Here is a 22,386-nt window from a genome sequence, read left to right on the forward strand (position 1 = left end):
TCCATGGCCGGACGGAACCAAGAGTCCCGTTGTCTTCTTACCCTGGCACTGATGGTGCCGGCTCTGACCCTGGCGGGGGAAGTCACCCTTACCGGCGAGGGCAGTGTTCGCTATGAGCCGGACAGTGCACGGCTTCAGTTTACCGCCAGCGCCGAACATGCACTCCCGCGGAAGGCGACGGAACAGGTGGCGGCTCTGGTGGCCCAATGGCGAGACGGCATCCGCCGCTATCGGGACCAGCTCGGGGAATATTCCGACTCCACCGTCCACCTTTATACCCGCACCCTGCCCCCCGAAGCACGGGGCGAAGATCCGCAAAAGCAGGCCGTGGCCTCCCAGACCATCAGCTTCAGCATCAATGACCTGACGCTGCTTAACCCCTTGTTGCAGCAGGCTCAGGCCCTGGGACTGGACTATAGCCTGGGGCCACACCAGTTTTTCCACTCCGATGAAACGGGCCTGGAACAGGAGGCATTGGCCAGGGCCATTGCCGACGCCAAAGCCCGCTGCAGTTTCGTGGCAGGCCAGTTGGACCAGACCTGCGGGGATGTCGTAACCATCAACGTCAATGGCGGCCATCGTCCCGTGCCAATGATGATGGCGGAAGCCAAAGCAATGTCGGATACTGTATCCAGCGTGGGTGAACGGGAAATCCGGGCTTCGGTCAGTGCCACCTTTGAGCTGGACTGAGCTCAGAAATCCCGGGTATAGAAGATATCCAGAGAAGCCGCCAGACCACTGGCGGCTTCCAGGTAAATATTCTTGCCAAGGTCATACCGCAGCGCGACGGTAGTAATCGGCTCGAAAATCCCCACGCCATACCGGACACTCAGTTCATCGGTCAGATAGCCACTGGCCACCACCGATGTCTGCTCACCCGAACCCTCTGCCTCGAGCGTCAGTTGTCGAATGCCAAACTCCTCACCAATCTGCCCTGTAACCTTGTTCGCCTGGGTCAGCCCCAGCGACAGCGCCGCCCGGCTCATCTGCCCCTCATCGCCCCGGCTCTGGGGTGCCCTGCCCAGAATGACATAGGACAGCGCGTCTGTCTGCGGCATATCGGGATTGGAGAAGACCTCCGTCTCGGGCGACTGCACGGGTCCGCTCAGGCGAATGCCGGCAACAACCGTATCAACGGTCCGCACTGCTTCAATGTCCAGATAAGGCTGGGTCAGATTACCGACAAACAGCAGTCGGGCCCGCCTCAGCTCAAGCTCCTGACCATAAGCCTCGTACTGGCCATTAACCAACTGAAGTGTGCCGCGCGTGTCCATGTCATTACCGATCCGCAGAGTTCCCTCAAGATCACCGGTTACCCCGAATGCCGCGAACGTGACCTTGTCTTCGCCCACCACAACCTTGACATCCATGTTCAGGGAGCGAACAACGGGCGCCTCCCGTTCAACCCCCACGATGACTTCATCCTCCGACACCGAAACCGCCTGCGCCGGCAATCCCTTGATCTCAATAGTGCCTCTCGGAACCCCAATGGCTCCGGACACCTGAAGGGAGCCCTCCCGGAACGCAATAGTGAGATCAGGCTCCACCTCCAGTTGGGCATAGGGCTCCAGGTTAAACGGCAAACGGCTGCCGGAAATGGTGATTTCACCCCGGGGTGCCTGCTGCCAGTCAAACTCACCATCGATGATCGTCCGGCTTCTGGAATTACTTTGAATCCGGCCGCTGAGCTTGGCGGAATAGCCCGCAAAATCAAGGCTGGCAACCACCTCTTCCATTGGCACTGGTAGCCGGGGATCCGACACCCTGCCGTTGGTCAGGTGCAGCACCCCGTTTACAGCGGGTCCCATCAGGGGGCCTGAGATACGGCCTCTCCCATCCACCCGGCCGGCAACTTCCTGGAGTCCCGAGAGCAGACCGGCGAGGGCAATATCGAGCCCGTCGAGCTGGAAGGTTCCGTCGACAATACGATCTTCCGAGTTTGGATCCATCGCCATATCGAGGGCAAAGTCACCCAGCTTCGGGCCGGAGAGACGGGCCGCCAGACTGGCCTGCCCGGGCTTGAGACCAACCTCAGTTGTCAGCGCATCATAGGAGAGGGACTCCCATTCACCATCCACCAGCAACTGAAACTCGCCGTCTCCGGCATCAAGGAAGATCCGCCCATCAGGTCCGGCATCGGTCGTCGTAAAATTGACTTCTCCGTTTATCCGGGCATTCCAGCGCAGGGTCTCCGGCAGCAGCGGCGCCAGGGCCTGCGCCGGGAACCGGTCTATACGATAGGCAAGACGGGGCACGGGAAGCAGTGTCTGATCGTCAGCACAGACCGCGCTCTGCTGCCAGCGCCAGCAGTGATTGCCAAAGGTAAGCTCGCCTCCTGCGCTGTAGTCCAGAGCCGCCGGCGATTCCAGTTGCCAGCGCTGGGATTGCCCGGGAAGGGCGATAACACCCGTGGACAGCGCCCCCTGCCAGGTCCTCCAATCCGCCCCGGCGCCACCCTCAAATCCGAGCTCCAGATTTGCCTCGGTGTGGCTGGCGCTGATGGTCAGCCTGTGCTGTTCCTGTTTGCCACTCGCTTCCAGGACAAGCGTTTCCAGTTCCTGCCCGAATGCGCGGAGGTTACCCGCCTCCACCTGGCTCATGAGCCGAAGGCCAGATTCGAGGCGCGCCTCCAGATTCAGGTTTTCTAAAGAGAATTCGTCCCGCCAGCGCAGGTCACGGGCATTTGCCGTCAGCTCTCCGGTCGGGTCTTCCAGCGTACCTCCTGCCTTCAGCTTCGCCTCCAGACGCCCCGCCAGGCCGGACAGTAATGCTTCGGGCTCTGGCATGCTCAGGGCCAGGTCACCGCGAATGGCGTTGCCCCAGGTCCCACTACCCTCTAACCGGTTGTCGCCTATTAACATTTCCAGGCCCGACAGCTCCCAGCTTCCTGAGGAGGTATCAAGGCGGCCTGCCAGGACAGCCGGATGGGTGCGCCAGTCACCCTCCAGGCTCCAGCTCGCATTCATGGCGGGGATCGAACCGTCCCGGAACTGCCCTTCGGTAGTTACATCACCGCTGAGACTGGCTTCGAGAACCGGCATCCAGTACCCCGGATTGAATCCCTCAAGCCGAAGCGCCGCCTGCCAGGCAAGGGGCCCGGAAAAATTCACCGAGCCATTGCCGGTCAGGGAACCGGCGCCGGTGCTGACCATCAGATCGGTCAGTGTGGTTTGTTGCGTGTCGCCGTCTACGGTAGTCGATATTTCGGCGCTGCCCTGAGGGCCATCAACACCTGCGGTCAGTTCCGCGTGGTAGCTTCCCTCGCGCCAGGACGCCGAGCCATCCAGCGAGCGAAGCAAAACCGCTGGTGGTTCAAGGCCGGGAACCAGGGTATACCAGGGAAACCCGCGCAATCGTAAATCCGCATTGGCAGCCAGGCCCTGGCGCCAGTCCACAGTACCTGTCGCCACTACGGTATCCTGATCTGTCCCGGCTTCCCTGTCAGTGGCCAGCTCAATACGGATATTCTTTGCACTCCGAGCAGTCACCAGGCCCTCCAGAGAAAGCTGCACCGGTCCGGTTGTACCTGGCAGTCTGGCCTGCCCCAGGGTACGGAAGCCTTTCCGCAGACTGCCATTGGCTTCGACAAACCAGTCCTTGAGCGTGAGGGTCGCGGGCAGCGCCTCAACCGCCAGGAACTGCTTCGAAGTCACCCTGATCCGCGCTGGCAGCGCCGGATCAAGCGGCTCGACTTTGCCCGACAGTTCGGCATCCAGATAACCACGACTGCTGCCCGTGACCATCAAATCCCGGACGCTGCCCGAAAGCGTGGCATCCAGGGTCCAGTCGTCACCGTAGGGTGGCGGCAGATCTGCCGTAACCTGCAGACTGACGGGCCACTCCCTGCGGGTTTCGATCCGTCCCGACACAGCAACGGTGGTGTCATCGAGCTGATACCAGGCATGATCAATGTTCCAGTCGGCCCCGGAACCACCGGCATCCAGTTCAAACCGGTCCCATATCCTGGTGCCATTAAAGTTGAACGGCCCCATTCTTACGTTGCTGATTTTCAGGCCCAGGGGCAGATCAACTCCAGGCAGGGATATTACCCCACCAGCCCCGGATTTTTCGGCCGGAGGCAGCTGGGTAACCTCGAGCTTTTCCGCCTGCAGCATTTCCAGGCACAACTGCTTACTGAACAGGCACGAGGGCGACCAGTCCACCAGCGGCGCCTCGACAATCAACTCAACCCCATAACCCCGCCATTCCAGGTGATCGGCCTGCCATTGGCCAAACAGCGAGCCGCGGTCATTTTCGGCCTGCAAGCCCGGAATCTGGTCAATCACCCAGGCAGTACCCGTCTCCGATCGCAGGGCAAGCAGAACAGCCGCCAGCAGTAACACGGGCACCAGCAGCAAGATGCCCAGACCCAGAAGCAGCCAGAACCGGAAGCGACGGGGTCTGGTCTGCGGCGCCTGATTGTTGTCTGCCGATGTTTCCGGTGTCTGCGTCACAGCTCGGGCCCCATGGAAAAGTGAATGCGCCAGTCCCCGCCAAACTCGGGGTTCAGCCCCTTGGCAATATCCAGCCGCAGCGGCCCGACCGGGCTGATCCAGCGAATGCCAACACCGGCGCCGGTCGCCAGTGGGTCGCTCAAATCGTTGATCGCGTTACCGTGATCCACAAACAGGGCTGCACGCCACTTGTCGGCAAACTGGTACTGGTACTCGCCACTGCCAACCATCAGGTAACGCCCGCCCACCGGCACACCATTATCGTTCTCCGGCGACAGGGTTTCATAGCCATACCCGCGGACACTCTGGTCCCCCCCCGCGAAGAACCGCAACGACGGCGGCACATCCTCGAACCGGTTGGTAGCCACCAAGCCCGCCTGAAACCGGGCGAGGAATCTGTGTTTGTCCGCCAGGGTAAACAACCCCTTTGCCAGAGCATTCACGTGCAGGATATCCACATCGGACAACGCTGCCCGGTGGGAACCCGTGACATCGAACTGCAACCGGTATCCCCGGGACGGATCCAGCGGCGAGTCGGTATGAATTCTGGAGTACCCGGCCCCCGGCAGAAGAAGCGTACTCGTGCCTTTCTCATCGTTTCCGATGTTGAAACGCTCACCCTCCCAGCGCAAAGACAACACCTGCAACCAGCCGTTATCAAGCTGATGCTGCCACTGCTGGCCCAGGGTCAGCAGTTCCGATTCGACATTCTCGATATCTTCTCGCTGATAGCCAGCGGTGAGTCGGATCAGATCTGTCATCGGCGGATCCAGCGGCAATTCATACCAGGTGCTCAGGTTCTGTCTCGGCACCGAAAGTTCCGTCTCGGCACCGCGCTTGTGGCCCATGGGATTGATCCAGTGTTCCCTCCAGGTGCCCCGGAAACGGGGACCCACATCGGTCGAAAAGCCGACACCCGCCGCCACCGAGCGAGCCTCCCGCCTGGTGAGCGCAACGCGCACCGGAATTGTCCCGTTTTCGGCACGGGCCGGAGAGGCGTCAATATCCACACCACTGAAGTAGCCGCTGTTCTGCAGGTTGCTGTTGAGTCTGGCAATTTCGTCGGAATGGTAGGGAATACCCGGCTCGAAGGTGACGAACTGCCTCAGAAGACCGGTTTCGAACCAGTGGTCTTCCTCAAACGTGACCTCGCCGAGACGGTACCGCTCGCCGCTGTCATAAATCAGGGTGACAGTAGCACTCCGGGTTGCCGGGTCCACCTCCAGGGTGCGGGTGACAAACCTGCCATCAAAATACCCCCGGCGGCGGGCCCGTGTCTGGATGGTGTCCCGGAGGTTTGCATACTGGCCGTGATTGAGAATATCGCCTTCCGCGGGGGTAACCGGGAGATCGGCGCCAAACCGCTCATCGGACGCCGCCGCGCCCCTGATTTCAACCGTCCGGGAGGTGACCCTCACGGGCTCTCCGGGACTGATGGTCAATACAAGCTTTGCGGCTGTGTCCGCGTCACCTTCCTTAAGCTGCCAATCAATCGTCGGGCTGTAATAGCCGAGAGCCCGCAACGCTTGCCGCGCCTGACTGACCGCCGTGGGCGCATACCGGCGAAGATTTCCGGCACTGCGGCCTTCCACTTCACCGATAAAAGCCTCCGCATTTTTCCTGAGGTCCGGGTAATCCCCCTCCATCCGCACGTCCACCTGTTGCGCGGAAGCCCACGCAGGTATGCAGAAAAGCAGAGCCACACAAAGCCGGATCCGGCCCGAATTCACAGCTTGGTAGATTGATAGCATCCGGCTATTTCAGTGTTGGTGGTAACAAGAAGGATTTCCGTTCAAGCGTGGGAGTTTAATGGCGCACGGTCAAGTTAATCCGCCGTTGGCCGAACGGCCTCCGGGCACTGGCGTCAGGGCGAGTCGTTTGTGGCGCTGAAATAAGCTAACCTGTCAGATACTTAGCTACAAACCGGACCCTGGCGAATGCTGAAGATAAATCGGGACAACCTCAAATCCAGCCACCAGCTCATCTGGTTCATCATCGATTTCCTGATGCTGGGCCTGCTGATTATCAACCTGGCGTTTATCATCTGGGACTCGATCTACAGCTTTGTCGCCATTCAGAATCTGCTGAAAGAGCAGGCACCGGCGATCCAGTCCCTCTACCAGCCGATCCACGAACGATTCATTTTTTACGATCTGATCTTCGTTGCCATCTTCCTGACCGAATTTTTCGTCCGCTGGGGCTACGCCATCAAGGCCAGGATCTATGACCGCTGGTATTTTTACCCCTTTATCCACTGGTACGACCTGGTGGGCTGTATCCCCGTTGGCAGCCTGCGGTTCCTTCGTATTCTGCGGGTGATCTCCATCATCTACCGCCTGCATCAGTACAAGATCATTGATGTTACCAACACCAAAATCTACCGGTTCGTTAACTTCTACTACGAAGCCTTTATGGAAGAACTGTCGGACCGGATCGTACTCAAGGTGCTCAGCGGTGTGCAGGAAGAGGTCAAGCGCGGGTCTCCGTTGTTTGAAAAGATACAACTGGACATTCTCTACCCCCGGCGCGACATGCTGTCCGACTGGATTTCCAGGCGGGTTGCCGAGGCGGCCCAGGAGGGGTATGTGCCCAACCGCGGCGCCCTCAGAAGCTATCTGGAGGACAGGGTCGATAATGCCCTTAAACAGAATCTGGAGCTGTCACGGCTGAAATTTCTGCCGGTGGTTGGCCCCACCATCCAGGAAACCCTTGAAGAGGCCGTGGGAGACATCGTTGCCCATGTCATCCACCAGATTCTGGAAGACCTCGCCTCGGCCTCCAATCACGCCTTCATTGAGGACATTGTCAATGTTTTCCTGCCAAACCCCGGTGAGGCACGGGAAGATGAGGCTCAGAACGAAGCTCTGATCAACCTGATTATTGAAGTCATCGATGCCATCAAGGGACAGGTGAAAGTAAAACACTGGCGTGATGAATTGCCCTGAGCAACCGGTATTTGTCCGTTAAATCCACAATAAAGAGAGCACTCATGGATGCACTGCACCTTCAATTGCACTATCAGCCGGCCCATGAACTCCTGGGACAACTGGAGGCCGGGACCCTGACCAGCGAAGCACTGGTTACCGCCTTACTGGACAGAATCCGGGACCAGAACCCTGCCATCAACGCGATTGTGGCGCTGGATGAACACAGCGCACTGGCCAGCGCCCGCGAAGCGGATAAGCAACGCGCGGCAAATACTGTTAAGGGCCCACTGCATGGCTTACCACTTACCCTGAAAGATACCTGGGAAGTGGCAGGCATGGCCTGTACCGCAGGTGCGCCGGCGCTCAGCAACCACAGGCCGGAAACCCACGCTGATGTAGTGCAACGCCTGGAGGACGCCGGGGCGATCATACTGGGCAAGACCAATGTGCCGATCTATGCCACCGACCTGCAGAGCTACAACAAGCTGTTTGGGGTAACCAACAACCCCCACAACCCCGCCCACACACCCGGCGGGTCCTCCGGTGGTGCCGCTGCGGCACTGGCGGCCGGCATGACGCCCCTGGAAGTGGGCAGTGATCTGGCCGGCTCCATCCGCACACCTGCGCATTTCTGCGGAGTGTTCGGCCACAAGCCCACGCGCTCGCTGGTTTCCTTCCGCGGCCACATTCCCGGCCCGCCCGGCACCCAGTCCCGACCGGATCTGGTCGAGGGCGGCCCCATGGCCCGCAATGCCCGGGATCTCGAGCTGCTGTTGAAGGTCATTGCCGGGCCCCGGCCCTCGGAGGAGCGCAGCTGGGCCCTGAACATGGCGCCGTCCGGACTGCAGACCCTCGATCAGGCCCGGGTCGGTTTATGGCTGGAGGATCCGCTGTGCCCAGTGGAGCATGAGCTCACCGGGGGTTATCGCACCCTGGGCAAGTCCCTGGCCGACAGGGGCGCCCTGGTGACCGAAGCCAGCCACCCCCTGCTCAGCCTGGAGCATATCCTGCCCGCCTACTTCAACCTGCTGGGCAGCCTGCTCAGCACCTCCCTGAAACCCGCCCAGCGCCGGCAGATGAGATGGATCGCCCGGCTCGAACCCTGGCTGAAGTTTCTCGGACCCATGACCCCGTTTATCGGTGAATACGGGCGAGGTGTGAATCAGCCCGTTTACCAGTGGATGGCCTGGAGCGAAATGCGGGAGAAAATGCGGGCGGAAATCGAATCCCTGTTCCGGGAGGTGGATGTGTTGCTCACCCCGGTCACACCCACCACCGCCATCCGGCACGACCATAGCCACCCGGTATTCAAGCGGCGCATCACCGTCGCCGGCCAGCCACGGGCCTATATGGACCAGTTCTGCTGGATCGCCTTCGCCACCCTGCTGGGCCTGCCGGCCACTTCGGTACCCATCGGGCGTACCAAGGATGGCTTGCCATTCAATGTGCAGGTCATCGGTGCGCCGGGGATGGACCTGACCACGATCCGGTTTGCGCGGTTGCTGGAGGAGGCCGGGCTGGCAGGGTTTGTGAAGCCGGAGGGTTTGTGAGAGGGATTCCGGGAATTTCAGGGCTACCGACCCGGGCCGAAGTAAGCCAAGATCATCCGGAAATACAGGAGTAAGTCCGGATGGCCGGAAAAGACTTCCGTAGTTCCGGTAACTCCTGCAAGCGTCGCAGTTTCCGATAAGGTTTGACGAACAGCAGTTGCCTAATAAATGATAGTTTACCTACTTTTTAACCCACTGAAACTTGCTGGGAACAGCGTAAGGATGGAAAGGCATGAGCAGGGAATCCTTGCCGGAAGGCGGGCACCTGGTGTCCCGGGAAAAGTCAACGGAAAAGACGAGCGCAATTCACCGTAATCTTTTTCTGCAGGCGTTGAAATCTCTCCAGTTCGGTTCGTTATCGCTTACATGGCCGGATGGAAAGACGACGCGCCATGAAGGAAAGCAAGACGGTGTGCATGCGGAAATGACATTGCTGCAGTGGGATGTCATTGATCGCCTGATCACCCACGGTGACGTGGGATTGGGCGAGGACTACATGGCAGGCAAATGGTCCACACCCGACTTGCTTGCCCTGATGCGCCTCGCCGCAGGCAATATCGTTGTTTTTGAGCGGGTTTTGCACACCAGCGTATGGCTCAGGTTGTGGCATTGGTGCAAGTACCGGTTGTCTTCCAATACACTGAAACGCAGCCGTAAGAACGTTCAGGAGCACTATGATTTAGGCAACGACTTTTATCAGCTCTGGCTGGACAGGAGCATGACTTACTCCTGCGCCCTGTTTGACGGCAATACGTCCCTCCCGCTTTACGAGGCCCAGAAAGCGAAATATGAACGCATCCTTCAGCGACTGGCACCGGAACCGGGAAGCCGCATTCTGGAAATAGGCTGTGGCTGGGGTGGTTTCATGGAAATCGCAGCCACACACGGATGCCATGTGACCGGTGCGACCCTGTCAGACGAACAGGCGGATTATGCCCGCCAGCGACTCGAATCCGCCGGACTGGCGGAAAATGCCGAGGTTCGTTTACAGGACTACCGGGACCTGTCCGGCCCCTTTGATTACCTGGTATCAATCGGGATGTTTGAGCACGTTGGCGAGTCGTATTGGCCCGCCTACATGAGGGATGTGCACGACTACCTGAGACCGGGCGGCAAGGCAATGATACAGACCATTACCATCGCCGAGGAGCGATTTGAGAGATATCGCTCCGGCAACGACTTTTTGAGGGAACATATTTTCCCCGGTGGTATGCTGCCTTCCAGAGAGCGTTTTGAAGCTGTTGCCGCCAATAGCGGCCTGGTGGTGAACGATGTGTTCGAATTCGGGCAGGATTACGCCATTACGCTGGAAAAATGGCTGGCGAACGTCGACGAACAGATACCGGCGATACGGGCGCTGGGGTACAGCGAGATGTTCGTGCGAAAGTGGCGGTTTTACCTGGCCAGCTGTGCCGGCATGTTTCGCGCCGGAGGTATCAATGTGATGCAGGTGGAGTTAAGCCGGGAGTAGCGACCCGGCTTTTCCGCAGCGACGAGCGTTATTGGCTGCAGGCATGGGAGCCTGCAGCCATGGGAATTATTCTTGACTTCGGGTGCGATCCGCGGTTGCCCCCCAACGCCATTGGGTAACCTCCGGCATATCCACGCCGTACTCGATAATGTAATGCTGGTGCTCGATCAGCCGGTCGCGCAGCCACTGCTTGAGATAGGCGGCCCGTGACCCCAGTTGCGGAACCCGATCGATGACATCGGCCACCAGGTGGAAACGGTCCATGTCGTTGCGCACCACCATGTCGAACGGCGTGGTGGTGGTGCCTTCCTCCTTGTAGCCACGCACGTGGAGGTTCTTGTGATTGGTGCGCCGGTAGGTCAGGCGATGGACCAGCCACGGATACCCGTGATAGGCGAAGATGATCGGTTTATCGGTCGTGAACAGGGTGTCGAAGTCCTTGTGTGACAGCCCGCTCGGGTGTTCCGCCTGGTCCTGCAGGGTCATGAGATCCACCACGTTGATCACCCGCACCCTGAGCTCGGGCAGGTGGCGGCGCAGGATATCCACCGCCGCCAGGATCTCCAGGGTCGGCACGTCACCGGCACAGGCCATCACCACATCCGGATCGCTGCCCTGGTCGTTACCCGCCCAGCCCCAGATGCCGATACCGGCACTGCAGTGCTTGATGGCTGCGTCCATGTCGAGCCACTGGGGCTGCGGCTGCTTGCCGGCCACGATCACATTAACGAAATTGCGCGAGCGCAGGCAGCTGTCGGTCACCCACAGCAAGGTGTTGGCATCAGGCGGCAGATAGACGCGGATAACGTCGGCCTTCTTGTTCACCACGTGATCGATAAAGCCGGGGTCCTGGTGCGAGAAGCCGTTGTGGTCCTGGCGCCAGACATGCGAGGTCAGCAGATAATTGAGCGAGGCGATGGGACGGCGCCAGGGGATCTCCTTACTGGTAACCTTGAGCCACTTGGCATGCTGGTTGAACATCGAGTCGATGATGTGGATGAATGCTTCGTAGCAGGAAAACAGCCCGTGCCTGCCGGTCAGCAGATACCCTTCCAGCCAGCCCTGGCAGGTGTGCTCGGAGAGGATCTCCATGACCCGGCCGTCCGGCGCCAGGTGATCGTCTCCCGGCAGCGTCTCGCCCATCCAGGCACGGCTGGTCACCTCGAACAGCGAACCAAGCCGGTTGGAGTTGGTCTCGTCCGGGCCCATAACGCGGAAGTTCCGCGTCTCCGTGTTCAGTTGCATGACATCGCGCAGGTAACCGCCCATGATCCGGGTCGATTCCGCCTGTTCCGTGCCGGGGCCGCTCACCGCGACGGCATATTCACGGAAGTCGGGCAGTTGCAGGTCTCTGAGCAGCAGACCGCCGTTGGCATGCGGGTTGGCGCCCATACGCCGTTCGCCCTGCGGTGCCAGTGCCGCCAACTCCGGTTTCAGGGCCCCGGTCCGGTCGAACAACTCGTCGGGACGGTAACTCTTCATCCAGTGCTCAAGCAGCTCCAGGTGCTCCGGCTTGCTAGCCAGTTCCGCGAAGGGCACCTGGTGCGAACGCCAGGTACCTTCGGTCTTCCGGCCATCGACTTCTTTCGGGCCGGTCCAGCCCTTTGGGGTGCGCAGGATAATCATTGGCCAGCGCGGGCGCACGGCCGTTCCCTTGGTGCGGGCTTCGTTTTGGATCGCCCGGATCTCGCCGATCACCGTGTCCAGGGTCGCCGCCATACGCTGGTGCATCAGTGCGGGCTCGTCGCCCTCGACGAAGTAAGGCCGGTAGCCGTAGCCGATAAACAGGCTCTCCAGCTCCTCGTGGGGAATGCGCGCCAGCACGCTGGGATTGGCGATCTTGTAGCCGTTCAGGTGCAGGATCGGCAGCACCGCGCCGTCCTGCGCGGGGTTGAGAAATTTGTTTGAATGCCAGGCGGTGGCGAGCGGCCCGGTTTCGGCCTCGCCGTCACCGACCACGCAGGCGGCGATGAGATCCGGGTTGTCGAACACCGCACCGAAGGCATGGGACAGGGCGTAACCGAGTTCGCCGCCTTCGTGGATGGAGCCCGGGGTTTCCGGCGCCACGTGGCTCGGCACGCCGCCGGGAAACGAGAACTGCTTAAACAACCGCTGCATGCCGACGGCGTTCTGCGGAATGTTCGGATAAGCCTCACTGTAACTGCCTTCGAGCCAGGTGTTGGCAACCAGACCCGGCCCGCCGTGTCCGGGGCCGGTGATGTAAATGACGCTCAGATCCTGCGCCCTGATCATCCGGTTCAGGTGCACGTAAATGAAGTTCAGCCCAGGCGTGGTCCCCCAGTGCCCCAGCAAGCGCGCCTTGACGTGCGCCAGGGTCAGCGGCTCGGTGAGCAGGGGGTTGTCGCGCAGGTAGATCTGCCCCACCGAGAGGTAGTTGGCCGCGCGCCAGTAGGCATCCATCCGGCGGAGTTCGTCCGCCGCCAGCGGAGTCGGCCCGGCACTGGCTTGTTCGGTTTGTATGGATTGTTTCAAGATCAGTTCCTCCACAAAGGTCAGGGATAGGAGTGCGTCAGGTCAGGGCCCTACCCGGGCAGGCTCAGGTTTCTGTTGCGGCCGGATGATTTGCAGGCAAGCCCAAACTTCCCAGACCAGGAAAACCGCCAGCGCGATACGCTCCGCCAGCCCCGGCGCGATATCCAGCTGAATGGCGATCACGAACGCCGTCACCGCCGTCGCCGCGATCACCGAGAGCGTCAGCGAGACAGGGCGCTGGCGGCGCCAGACGCGCTGACGGCGAAAGGCCGCCGAAAACACGAACAGCGCGGCGAGTTCCAGTGCAAACGCTAGGCTGGCTGCCCCCCGATGTATTTGCCCGGGCAGGTTCGGTGCCTGACCGAGTGCCTCGATGGGAAACAGCGCCGCCAGCAGAATACCGACCGAAGCCAGTCCGAACAGCAGTACTGCCCAGGTCCGCGGCGGCCCCGGGCGCAGCGCGCCGCGCAGGGCCAGGGTCAGCGCCAGGTTGCCCCAGCCATGCACGAAGGCGCCAACCATGAACAGCCAGCCGAACGGCTGGTTAGCCAGGTCGCTGACATAATCGTACGTCCAGTCGACCCCGCTGCCGGTCAGGTGCAGGGCAATAATTGACGCCCCGAATACCGCAACCCCCGCCAACCCAAGCAGCGCAAGCCGGCGCACCGGCCATGAAAATGTGTATTCCCTGATCATATTCGATTTCATCTCTCCTGCGTGCCTCTTGTGTGCCCGGACGCTGCCCCGGCTCCCCGTCTTCCGGGGCAGCCACACCCGCCCCTCACCGCTGCCACAGGATGTGATCCGCTTCCAGGGGAGTCACCACGCCATCGTGATGCGGTATGAGTCGCGCCGTATAGTCCGTCGCCGGGCGGGCCGCGGGCGCCCCTGCGCGATAGGTGTAGCCACCTTTTCCCTCCGTCAGTTGCCCTACGCGCTGCATCTCCACCCGTTCGGGTGCGCTGCCGTCCGTGCCGTCGGCATACAGCTCAACCCGCACGGCCTCTGGATCAAGCTCATCGAGATACACCTGAACCTCAAAGACGTGTTGCTCGCCCTCAGGCTCGACCTTCGCGTCGCCGAAGCGTATCGCAGCCCATTTGTGGTCCAGCGCGTGCCGCCATTCAACCAGTTCCACGCCGATTCCGCCTTTGCCGGCAGCGCGCTCACGGTACGCAGCGGCGGCCGGGAGGTAGTGTTGCTCGGTGTATTCGCGCACCGTACGGTTGGTGGAAAAGCGCGGCGTCAACCGCGCCATGCTCTCGCGCATCCGGTTCACCCAGGCGGCGGGAATGCCTTGTTCATCACGAGTATAGAACTCGGGGATCACTTCGTGTTCGAGCAGGTCGTAGAGCGCGTCGGCTGCGGCCGCATCCCGGGACGGATCGTCGCCATGTTCCTGGCCGTCCCCCAGTGCCCACCCCACATCCGGAGTGTAGGCTTCCGCCCACCAGCCGTCCAATTCCGACAGATTGATGCCACCATTGACGAGCACCTTCATGCCGCTGGTGCCGCTCGCCTCCCAGGGCCGGCGCGGCGTGTTGAGCCAGACATCCACGCCCTGCACCAGGCGCTCACCCAAGTGCATGTCATAGTCACTGAGGAAGATCACACGGGAGCGTACCTCGGGCCGCCGGATGAAATGCATCCATTGCTGGATCAGGGCCTGGCCTGCCCGGTCCTGCGGATGAGCCTTGCCGGCCATAATGAGCTGTACCGGGCGCTGCGGATCAGTCAGCAGGCGCAGCAGGCGCTCCGGGTCGTGCAGCAGCAGGTTCGGCCGCTTATAGGTGGCGAAGCGGCGGGCAAACCCCAGCGTCAATACACTGGGATCAAACAGCTGTTTCGCTGTATCAGCGGCCTCGGGCGCCTCGCCGGAAGCGGCCAGTTGCCGGGACAGCCGATCACGGACGTATTCAACCAACGCCTTGCTGGCCGCCGTGCGAAATTGCCAGAGACGGGCGTCGGAGAGCGCGCGAATGTGCTGTTCATGGGCGTCCGTCGTCCCCAGCCAGCGATCCTTGCCACAGGCCTCCGTCCAAAGATCATCCGCCGCCGCCGAATCCCAGGTCGGCATGTGAACGCCGTTAGTCACGTGTGCGACCGGCACCTCGTCCACCGGCCAGCGCGGAAACAGCGGTGCAAACAGGTGCCGGCTCACCTTGCCATGCAGGCGACTCACGCCATTCACCGCCCCGCTGCCGCGGATCGCCAGATACGCCATATTGAAATCCTCGGCCGGATCGTCCGGATTCCGGCGGCCCAGCGCCAGCAAATCGTGGAGCCTGATGCCGAGCTGGTTGCTCGCGTATCCACCCAGACAGTGTTCGATGAGGCCTGGTGCAAAACGGTCGAAGCCGGCGGCCACCGCCGTGTGGGTGGTGAAGAGATTGCCCGCGCGCGTGGCGGCCAGTGCAACGTCGAAGGGCTGCCCGGTCTGCTGCATGAAATGGCGCGCGCGCTCCAGCACGGCGAGAGCCGCATGCCCTTCGTTCAGGTGACAGACTTCCGGTTCGATGCCGAGCGCGGCGAGCAACCGCCAGCCGCCGATCCCGAGGATCACCTCCTGCATCAGGCGCTGATCCGGCGCGCCCCCGTATAGCTCACTGGTTATTCCCCGGTACGGCGGATAGTTCGCCGCATCATTGCTGTCCAGGAGGTAAAGCTTCACCCGGCCAACCTGGACCTGCCAGGCACGCAGCCAGATCGGGTGGCCGGGCAGGTCGAGCTGTATCCGCAACCACTCCCCGTTGGAATGGCGTAAGGGCGTGACCGGCAACTGGCCGGGATCGTTATACGGGTAAAGAGCCTGTTGCGCGCCGTCCCGGTCGATCAGCTGGCGAAAATAACCTTGCTGGTAGAGGAGCCCCACGCCGATCACCGGAACCCCCAGATCGCTGGCGGCCTTGAGCTGATCGCCCGCCACATTACCCAGCCCGCCGGAATAAATGGGCAGCGCCTCGCTCAGCATGAACTCCATGCTGAAATAAGCGGCACAGGTTAAAGGCGGCCGCGGGTAGGCTTGCTGAAACCACGCCGGTGCGCTGGCGGCATCCCGCCTGGTTTGCACCAGGTCCCCGACGTCTTTACGGAACACGGGATCGGCCAGAACGCCCTGGAGCTTCTCCCGCGAAACCGTCTGCAGAACGACCCAGGGGTTATGCGTGGACGCCCAGAGCCCGGGATCCAACTGCCGCCACACCTGATCGGTCGCGTGATTCCACGACGAACGCATATCCAGAGCCAGCTCAGCCAGGGCATCAAATCCCTCGACATCCGTATGCAACAGGCCGTATAGCGGTTGACTGACAGGGGTTTCATTGTTCATGGGGTCTCCTTCCTTATTAAGACCGGGGCCTGCGCCCGTTGGCAGCGCTTGCGCTGCCGCTCAACCAGAGTAACGCTGTCTCTGCCGGGATCAGCTGTGCTCCGGGGGATTAAACCGTGGTTGCGTGGTCTTCATCAGGACCACCACGCCGACGGCTGCCGACAGCAGCGAGCCTGCAATCACACTGAGACGGGCATTGCGAAACGCCTCCGGATCGGGAAAGGCGAGGCCGGCGATGAACAGGCTCATGGTGAAGCCAATGCCGGCGACCAGGGCGACCCCGGCGAGCTGACGCCAGCTCACCGCCTCTGGAAGCCGTGCCACCCCAAGCCGGACCGCGAGCCAGGTGAAGCCCAGGATGCCGAGCGGTTTGCCGGCGAACAGTCCGAGCGCTATCCCCAGCGAGGTCGGAGAGCCCAGCGTGGCTGCGCTCGCCAGCGACAGCACAATACCCGAGTTAAAGAACGCGAATACCGGCACCACGCCAAGCGCCACCCAGGGATTGAGCGCCTGCTCCGTGTCCCGCAGCGGCGAGAAGGAGCGGCCTCCCTGCGTGGCCCGCATGGGAATCGCCAGGCCAATGGCCACCCCGGCGAGCGTCGCATTCACACCGGACTTGAGCACCGTGACCCAGAGAAACACGCCGACAACGACGTAAGCTGCGGTGCGAGTGACCTTGAAGACATTGAGCGCCACCAGGGCCGTAATTCCAAAACCCGCCATCACCAGCGACGGTGTGGAGAGTTGCTCCGTGTAGAACAGCGCGATAACCAAAATCGCGCCCAGGTCGTCGAAGATCGCCACCGCGACCAGGAAAACCTTGAGCGAAGACGGCACGCGCGGACCAAGCAGCACCAGCACGGTCAGCGCCAGCACGGCGTCAGTGGCGGCGGGGATCGCCCAGCCACGCATGGCCTCCGGATCGCCGGCGTTGAACGCAGTGTAGATCAGCGCGGGGACTGCCATGCCGCCCAGGGCGGCGAAACCGGGTGTGGCGATCGCCTTGGGTGTCGCCAGTTGCCCTTCCACCACCTCGCGCTTCAGCTCCAGGGCAATGAGCAGGAAAAAGAACACCATCAGCCCCTCATTGATCCAGAGGATGAGCGGCTTGTCGATGGCAAACTCACCTACGCGCAGGGACACCGGCACGTGGTGGACGATGTCATACCAGGCTCGCACGGGCGAGTTGTCGAGCAATAGCGCCAGCAACATCGCCCCGAGCGTGGTCAGGCCGGCGACAAGCTGCGAGCGCGACAAGGCTCCAGAACTCACCGGAGATCCTCCGCCGAGCTTACAGCGTGGACGAGCACAGACTCAGTCCCCACTTCGCCCGGCACCGAAGTGGCGGTGAAGTCGATTGTAGATCGGGCAGAACACCAGCCCGGCATAGGCGCCATACAGAAAACTCTCAATCAGGCCGAGCAGAAATCCCCACCAGGTCAGCCACTTGAACCCTGGCAGCACCTGCTCAAGAAACGTGTGCATATGCAGGCTTTGGGGCGTCACCAGTCCGTAGATAACGCAGACAATGAAGGTGACCGCTGTGAACAGCCCCAGCGCCCAGGTAACCAGTCTTGTGTTAAGCATGTTCCACCCCCGTCAATGCTGATGGCCCGAGGGCCTGTCCGGCTTGTCCGGTTTGTCTGGATTGTCCGGTTTGTCTGGCGCGCCATGTCCGCCGTGCCCGCCCCCACCGTGACCACCATGCCCTCCGTGGCCGAACATGTGCATGCCCACGAACAGGATGCCGATAACCACCCAGAACCAGTTTTCCGCTAACCACTCCATATAACCCTCCTTCGTCTGCGGTTGCACCCGGCTGCCATCGACTGATCTCCGGTGCGGGCAATCGTCTCCATTCACCGCCACCATCAAACCACAACTACCTGAGCCCAGCCTGAATTCTCCGCACAAACCGGACCGAAGTTTGATCTCAATCAACTGCGGTTTTTGATCAATGCACTCAACCGGTTATACAGCACCGCAGCACTTTCCGCCGGACAAACAAAAAAGGCAGACCAGTACGTAACTGATCTGCCTTTCTTTTATGTGGTAGCGGGGGCTGGATTCGAACCAACGACCTTCGGGTTATGAGCCCGACGAGCTACCAGACTGCTCCACCCCGCATCAAACTTTTCATCAATTTTTTCTTCAGAGTCCACCTCTCGGTCGGGCTCATAAGCCGAAGGTCGATGACTCCCTTCGGCTTTCTCGGGATTGGGAGCCCGACGAGCTACCAGACTGCTCCACCCCGCATCAAACTTTTCATCAATTTTTTCTTCAGAGTCCGCCTCTTGGTCGGGCTCATAAGCCGAAGGTCGATGACTCCCTTCGGCTTTCTCGGGATTGGGAGCCCGACGAGCTACCAGACTGCTCCACCCCGCATCAAACTGGTTGTTTCTCAGAGAACCCCTGATCAACGTGGCGCGCATGATAAGGGGTGAGCCTGGCACTGTCAAAGGAAAGTTCCGGTTTTTCGGAAACTTACCGCTCCAGAATCGCCGTTACCCCCTGCCCGCCTGCCGTGCAGATGGAGATCAGGCCGCGGCCACTGCCCTTTTCCTCCAGCAACTTGGCCAGGGTCGCAATGATGCGCCCGCCGGTGGCGGCGAACGGATGGCCGGTGGCCAGGCTGCTGCCTTTCACATTGAGTTTGTCCCGGTCGATGCCGCCCACCGGCTTGTCCAGCCCCAGACGGTCCTTGCAGAAGGCGGGATCCTGCCAGGCTTTCAGAGTACACAGCACCTGCGAGGCGAAGGCTTCGTGGATCTCGTAGAAATCGAAATCCTGAAGTGTCAGCCCCGCTTTTTCCAGCATCCGGGGCACGGCGTAAGCTGGCGCCATCAGCAGCCCCTCTTTCTTGTCCACAAAATCCACCGCTGCCACCTCGGAGAACGTCAACCAGGCCTTCACCTCATGGTTATTCTCTTTCGCCCACTCCTCACTGGCCAGCAGCACGCAGGAGGCGCCATCAGTCAGCGCCGTGCTGTTGGCCGCCGTCATGGTGCCGTTGTCCCGGTCAAACACCGGCTTGAGCGTCGCCAGCTTCTCAAGGGTCGTATCCGGCCGCAGAATATTATCCTTCTCCAGCCCCGCCAGCGGCGTCAGCAAATCTGTAAAGAACCCCTCTTCATAGGCCTTGGCAAGCTTCTGATGACTCTCCCAGGCCAGCCTGTCCTGATCTTCCCGGGGAATGTCCCACTCCCTGGCCATCACCTGGGCATGCTCCCCCATGGACATGCCGGTGCGAGGCTCGCGGTTCTCCGGAACCTCGGGCTTTAGGTGCGCGGGCCGGAACCGCGCCAGAATCTTCAACCGCTCGCCGGTGGTTTTGGCCCGGTTCAGATCCAGCAGAATCTCCCGAAGCCCCTCGCTTACACCAATCGGCGCATCGGACGTGGTATCGGTACCACCGGCAATACCACATTCGATCTGCCCCAGGGCAATCCTGTTGGCCACCAGAATGGCTGCCTCCAGCCCCGTCCCGCAGGCCAGCTGAATATCATAAGCCGGTGTCTCCGGCGCCAGACCACAGCTCATCGCCGACTCCCGGGTAAGGTTAAAATCCCGGGGATGCTTGATCACCGCCCCTGCCGCCACTTCCCCCAGCCGCTTGCCCTGAAGACTGTACCGATCCACCAGCCCCCGCAGCGCGGACGTCAGCAACTCCTGGTTACTGATCTTGCTATAGGCGGTATTGGACCGGGCAAACGGAACCCGGTTACCACCCAGCACCGCTACGCGGCGAATACCCGAAGGGGCTGTGCTGGACTTTTTTGAAGTAGCGGTTTTCTTGCGTGGAGTTTTCGATGCTTCTGCCATGATCAATCCAATCCTTTTGCGGAAAATTTCATTGCCGGATGGAGCATTGGGGGCTGGCCTCCCAAAACCGTTCGGAGCCATGGATGGCGGAGCCGAGCGTACAAGGACGTATTCACAGCGTGTTTTGGGAGGCCAGCCCCCAATGCTCCCTGCACCCAGGCTGGCAACAAGTGTAGCGACAACGCACAATGCCTCATTGGCACCCCTGACAACACCTTACAGGCATTGAGTCAATCCAAAAACTGTCCGATTCTTTACCCTGTAGACGATCCGCATCCAGAGAACCGATTGCAACCACAAGGAAGCCCCCATGTCCGACCTCTATCTTAGACTAGTAAACACCCCCGTCGGTAAAACCGCCGCACAATCCCTTGGTCTCCCCGCGCCCGCGCCACTGAAGCGCCTGAAGCGCACCGACCAGCCGTTTATCGAAGGCGAGGTGCTCATCGGCGCCGCCAACGGCGGAAAAGCCATTGCCACTTTAGGCAGTATTCTCGGCGCCAGCGCGGCCACCCTTCATCACGCCAGCGAAAGCAATCGCCTGGCGGACTCATCGAAAGCCGGCAACAAAGCCCGGCCGCTGGACCTGGGCTCCGACATCAACCAGCGGTTTTCGGCCCTGGTGTTTGACGCCACCGGCCTGAAAGGTCCGGCCGACCTACGGGCCCTGTACGACTTCTTCCACCCCACCATCAAAAAACTGGGCAGCAACGCCCGCGTTCTGGTAATCGGCCAGAATCCCGCCAATTGCCGCAAGGCGCCGCAGGCCGCCGCGCAACGGGCACTCGAAGGTTTTGTCCGCAGTGTCGGCAAGGAAATCGGAAACAAAGGCTCCACCGCCAACCTGCTATGGATAGCCCCGGGGGCCGAAAAGCAGCTGGATTCCAGTGTGCGCTTCTTCCTGTCTCCCCGCTCGGCTTACGTATCCGGACAGATCGTAAAAATCGGCAAGAGCGATGCCGCACCGGCAACCAACCCCGTTGCACCGCTGACCGGCAAAGTTGCGCTGGTCACCGGCGCATCCCGGGGTATTGGCGCCGCCATCGCCGAAACCCTGGCCCGGGACGGCGCCACCGTGATCGGGCTGGATATCCCTCCGGCCAGGGAGGAGCTGGAGACAGTTACCGGCGCCATCAACGGCAGGGCCCTGGCCTGTGACATTACCGACGGCAAAGCCCCGAAGCTGATCGCTGATTTTCTTGAAGAACATTTCGGGGGCATTGATCTGGTCATCCACAATGCAGGCATCACCCGCGACAAAACCCTCGGCAATATGCCCGAACACTTCTGGGACATGACCATCGCAGTGAACCTGACTGCGGAAGAGCTGATTGACGAGGAATTGATGCACCGGGAGCTACTGAAAGAGAACGGGCGTATTGTCTGTATCTCCTCCATCAGCGGCATTGCCGGTAATTTCGGGCAGACCAACTACGCCACCGCCAAGTGCGGGGTCATCGGTTACGTGGAAGCCATGGCCCGGCAGGTGAAAAATGGCATCACCATCAACGCCGTCGCCCCCGGGTTTATCGAAACCCGGATGACCGCCGCCATGCCCATCACCATCCGCGAGGCCGGGCGCCGCATGAACAGCCTGTCTCAGGGTGGTCAACCGGTCGATGTTGCCGAAACCATCGCCTGGTACTGCAGCCCTGCGTCGAACGGCGTGAATGGCAATGTGGTGCGGGTTTGCGGGCAGTCGCTGATCGGCAAGTGAACCTGGGTTCATGAACCGGGAGTCATGAACCTGGGGTCATTAACCTGGGGTCAGATGAAAGCTTTCATCTGACCCCGATTTCACCGATTTCACCGATTCCACATCTGACCCCGGTTTCAGCACGAAAAAAGGGCCGGTCCTTGCGGACCGGCCCTTTTCGGAATTCTGGTGGGTGGTACTGGGATCGAACCAGTGACCCTCGCCTTGTAAGGGCGATGCTCTCCCAGCTGAGCTAACCACCCGGGAAAATGGCGGAGCGGACGGGACTCGAACCCGCGACCCCCGGCGTGACAGGCCGGTATTCTAACCAACTGAACTACCGCTCCGCATCAGTCCCGGCCCGTGGGCCTGAACCTGAAACCGGATGGGGGGATCCGGTGATGCATTTGAAAGTGGTGGGTGGTACTGGGATCGAACCAGTGACCCTCGCCTTGTAAGGGCGATGCTCTCCCAGCTGAGCTAACCACCCACTTTCAAGCCTTTCTCTCAAACCTGACAAAGGCGTACAAACAAACCTGACAAAGGCGTAAAACCTTCCAAAGGCGCTCACTTGCTGGCCAGCGACGCTGTCTCAATCAAGTGAGAGGCGCATTTTAAGCATTTGGCTGGCGGTGTCAAATATTT

The 22,386-nt window shown here is 60.9% G+C and carries 14 protein-coding genes and 4 tRNA genes; 5 read left to right on the plus strand and 13 right to left on the minus strand.

The window, feature by feature from the left end; all coding sequences use genetic code 11:
- Positions 1–3: 3 nt before the first annotated feature.
- Positions 4–690, plus strand: a complete 687-nt coding sequence (locus NLK58_RS05510) for an SIMPL domain-containing protein (protein WP_117617630.1) — start codon at positions 4–6, stop codon at positions 688–690.
- Between the two features lie 2 nt (positions 691–692).
- On the opposite strand, the gene NLK58_RS05515 is transcribed toward NLK58_RS05510, so the two are convergent.
- Positions 693–4,454, minus strand: coding sequence for a translocation/assembly module TamB domain-containing protein (locus NLK58_RS05515; RefSeq protein ID WP_341582221.1), 3,762 nt, complete (start codon positions 4,452–4,454; stop codon positions 693–695).
- Positions 4,451–6,100: an autotransporter assembly complex family protein gene (locus tag NLK58_RS05520; RefSeq protein WP_117617631.1), complete on the minus strand. Its 1,650-nt coding sequence runs from the start codon at positions 6,098–6,100 to the stop codon at positions 4,451–4,453. The genes NLK58_RS05515 and NLK58_RS05520 overlap by 4 nt, the downstream gene beginning before the upstream one ends.
- A 291-nt stretch (positions 6,101–6,391) precedes the next feature.
- Here NLK58_RS05520 and NLK58_RS05525 point away from each other — a divergent pair, with 291 nt between their 5' ends.
- The 3 genes from NLK58_RS05525 (at position 6,392) to NLK58_RS05535 (ending at position 10,402) form a co-directional block, all read left to right on the plus strand.
- Entirely contained in the window at positions 6,392–7,399 is a 1,008-nt protein-coding gene (locus NLK58_RS05525; protein ID WP_341582222.1) for a hypothetical protein, read from the plus strand.
- A gap of 44 nt (positions 7,400–7,443) precedes the next feature.
- Positions 7,444–8,931: an amidase family protein gene (locus NLK58_RS05530; protein WP_341582223.1), complete on the plus strand. Its 1,488-nt coding sequence runs from the start codon at positions 7,444–7,446 to the stop codon at positions 8,929–8,931.
- Positions 8,932–9,163: 232 nt separating this feature from the next.
- Positions 9,164–10,402, plus strand: a complete 1,239-nt coding sequence (locus tag NLK58_RS05535) for a cyclopropane-fatty-acyl-phospholipid synthase family protein (RefSeq protein WP_341582224.1) — start codon at positions 9,164–9,166, stop codon at positions 10,400–10,402.
- A gap of 66 nt (positions 10,403–10,468) precedes the next feature.
- On the opposite strand, the gene NLK58_RS05540 is transcribed toward NLK58_RS05535, so the two are convergent.
- The 8 genes from NLK58_RS05540 to NLK58_RS05575 all read right to left on the minus strand — a co-directional run bounded on the left by NLK58_RS05540 (position 10,469) and on the right by NLK58_RS05575 (position 20,045).
- Positions 10,469–12,823: a phosphoketolase family protein gene (locus NLK58_RS05540; protein WP_341582772.1), complete on the minus strand. Its 2,355-nt coding sequence runs from the start codon at positions 12,821–12,823 to the stop codon at positions 10,469–10,471.
- A gap of 114 nt (positions 12,824–12,937) precedes the next feature.
- Positions 12,938–13,603, minus strand: coding sequence for a DUF998 domain-containing protein (locus tag NLK58_RS05545; protein WP_341582225.1), 666 nt, complete (start codon positions 13,601–13,603; stop codon positions 12,938–12,940).
- 73 nt (positions 13,604–13,676) lie between these two features.
- Complete coding sequence (gene glgP / locus NLK58_RS05550; protein WP_341582226.1) at positions 13,677–16,223, minus strand: alpha-glucan family phosphorylase; 2,547 nt, start codon at positions 16,221–16,223, stop codon at positions 13,677–13,679.
- 90 nt (positions 16,224–16,313) lie between these two features.
- A complete protein-coding gene (gene nhaA / locus NLK58_RS05555; RefSeq protein ID WP_341582227.1) occupies positions 16,314–17,480 on the minus strand; it encodes a Na+/H+ antiporter NhaA in 1,167 nt (388 codons plus the stop codon).
- Positions 17,481–17,537: 57 nt separating this feature from the next.
- On the minus strand, positions 17,538–17,810 hold the full coding sequence (locus tag NLK58_RS05560) for a DUF5676 family membrane protein (protein ID WP_117617637.1): 273 nt from the start codon (positions 17,808–17,810) through the stop codon (positions 17,538–17,540).
- Positions 17,811–17,822: 12 nt separating this feature from the next.
- Positions 17,823–18,011, minus strand: a complete 189-nt coding sequence (locus NLK58_RS05565; RefSeq protein ID WP_341582228.1) for a DUF2933 domain-containing protein — start codon at positions 18,009–18,011, stop codon at positions 17,823–17,825.
- Positions 18,012–18,273: 262 nt separating this feature from the next.
- A tRNA-Met gene (locus tag NLK58_RS05570) sits at positions 18,274–18,350 on the minus strand.
- 357 nt (positions 18,351–18,707) lie between these two features.
- Positions 18,708–20,045 carry an acetyl-CoA C-acetyltransferase gene (locus tag NLK58_RS05575; protein ID WP_227539450.1) on the minus strand — a complete coding sequence of 446 codons (1,338 nt, stop codon included), beginning with the start codon at positions 20,043–20,045 and terminating at the stop codon, positions 18,708–18,710.
- A gap of 310 nt (positions 20,046–20,355) precedes the next feature.
- Here NLK58_RS05575 and NLK58_RS05580 point away from each other — a divergent pair, with 310 nt between their 5' ends.
- On the plus strand, positions 20,356–21,762 hold the full coding sequence (locus NLK58_RS05580; protein ID WP_341582229.1) for a 3-oxoacyl-ACP reductase: 1,407 nt from the start codon (positions 20,356–20,358) through the stop codon (positions 21,760–21,762).
- A 166-nt stretch (positions 21,763–21,928) separates the two neighbouring features.
- Here the strand turns inward: NLK58_RS05580 and NLK58_RS05585 are convergent.
- The 3 genes from NLK58_RS05585 to NLK58_RS05595 all read right to left on the minus strand — a co-directional run bounded on the left by NLK58_RS05585 (position 21,929) and on the right by NLK58_RS05595 (position 22,231).
- Positions 21,929–22,004: transfer RNA gene (locus tag NLK58_RS05585), tRNA-Val, on the minus strand.
- A gap of 7 nt (positions 22,005–22,011) precedes the next feature.
- Positions 22,012–22,088, minus strand: a tRNA-Asp gene (locus tag NLK58_RS05590).
- 67 nt (positions 22,089–22,155) lie between these two features.
- Positions 22,156–22,231, minus strand: a tRNA-Val gene (locus tag NLK58_RS05595).
- Between the last annotated feature and the right edge of the window lie 155 nt (positions 22,232–22,386).

The sequence above is a fragment of the Marinobacter metalliresistant genome, from assembly GCF_038098645.1.
Taxonomy (GTDB): domain Bacteria; phylum Pseudomonadota; class Gammaproteobacteria; order Pseudomonadales; family Oleiphilaceae; genus Marinobacter; species Marinobacter metalliresistant.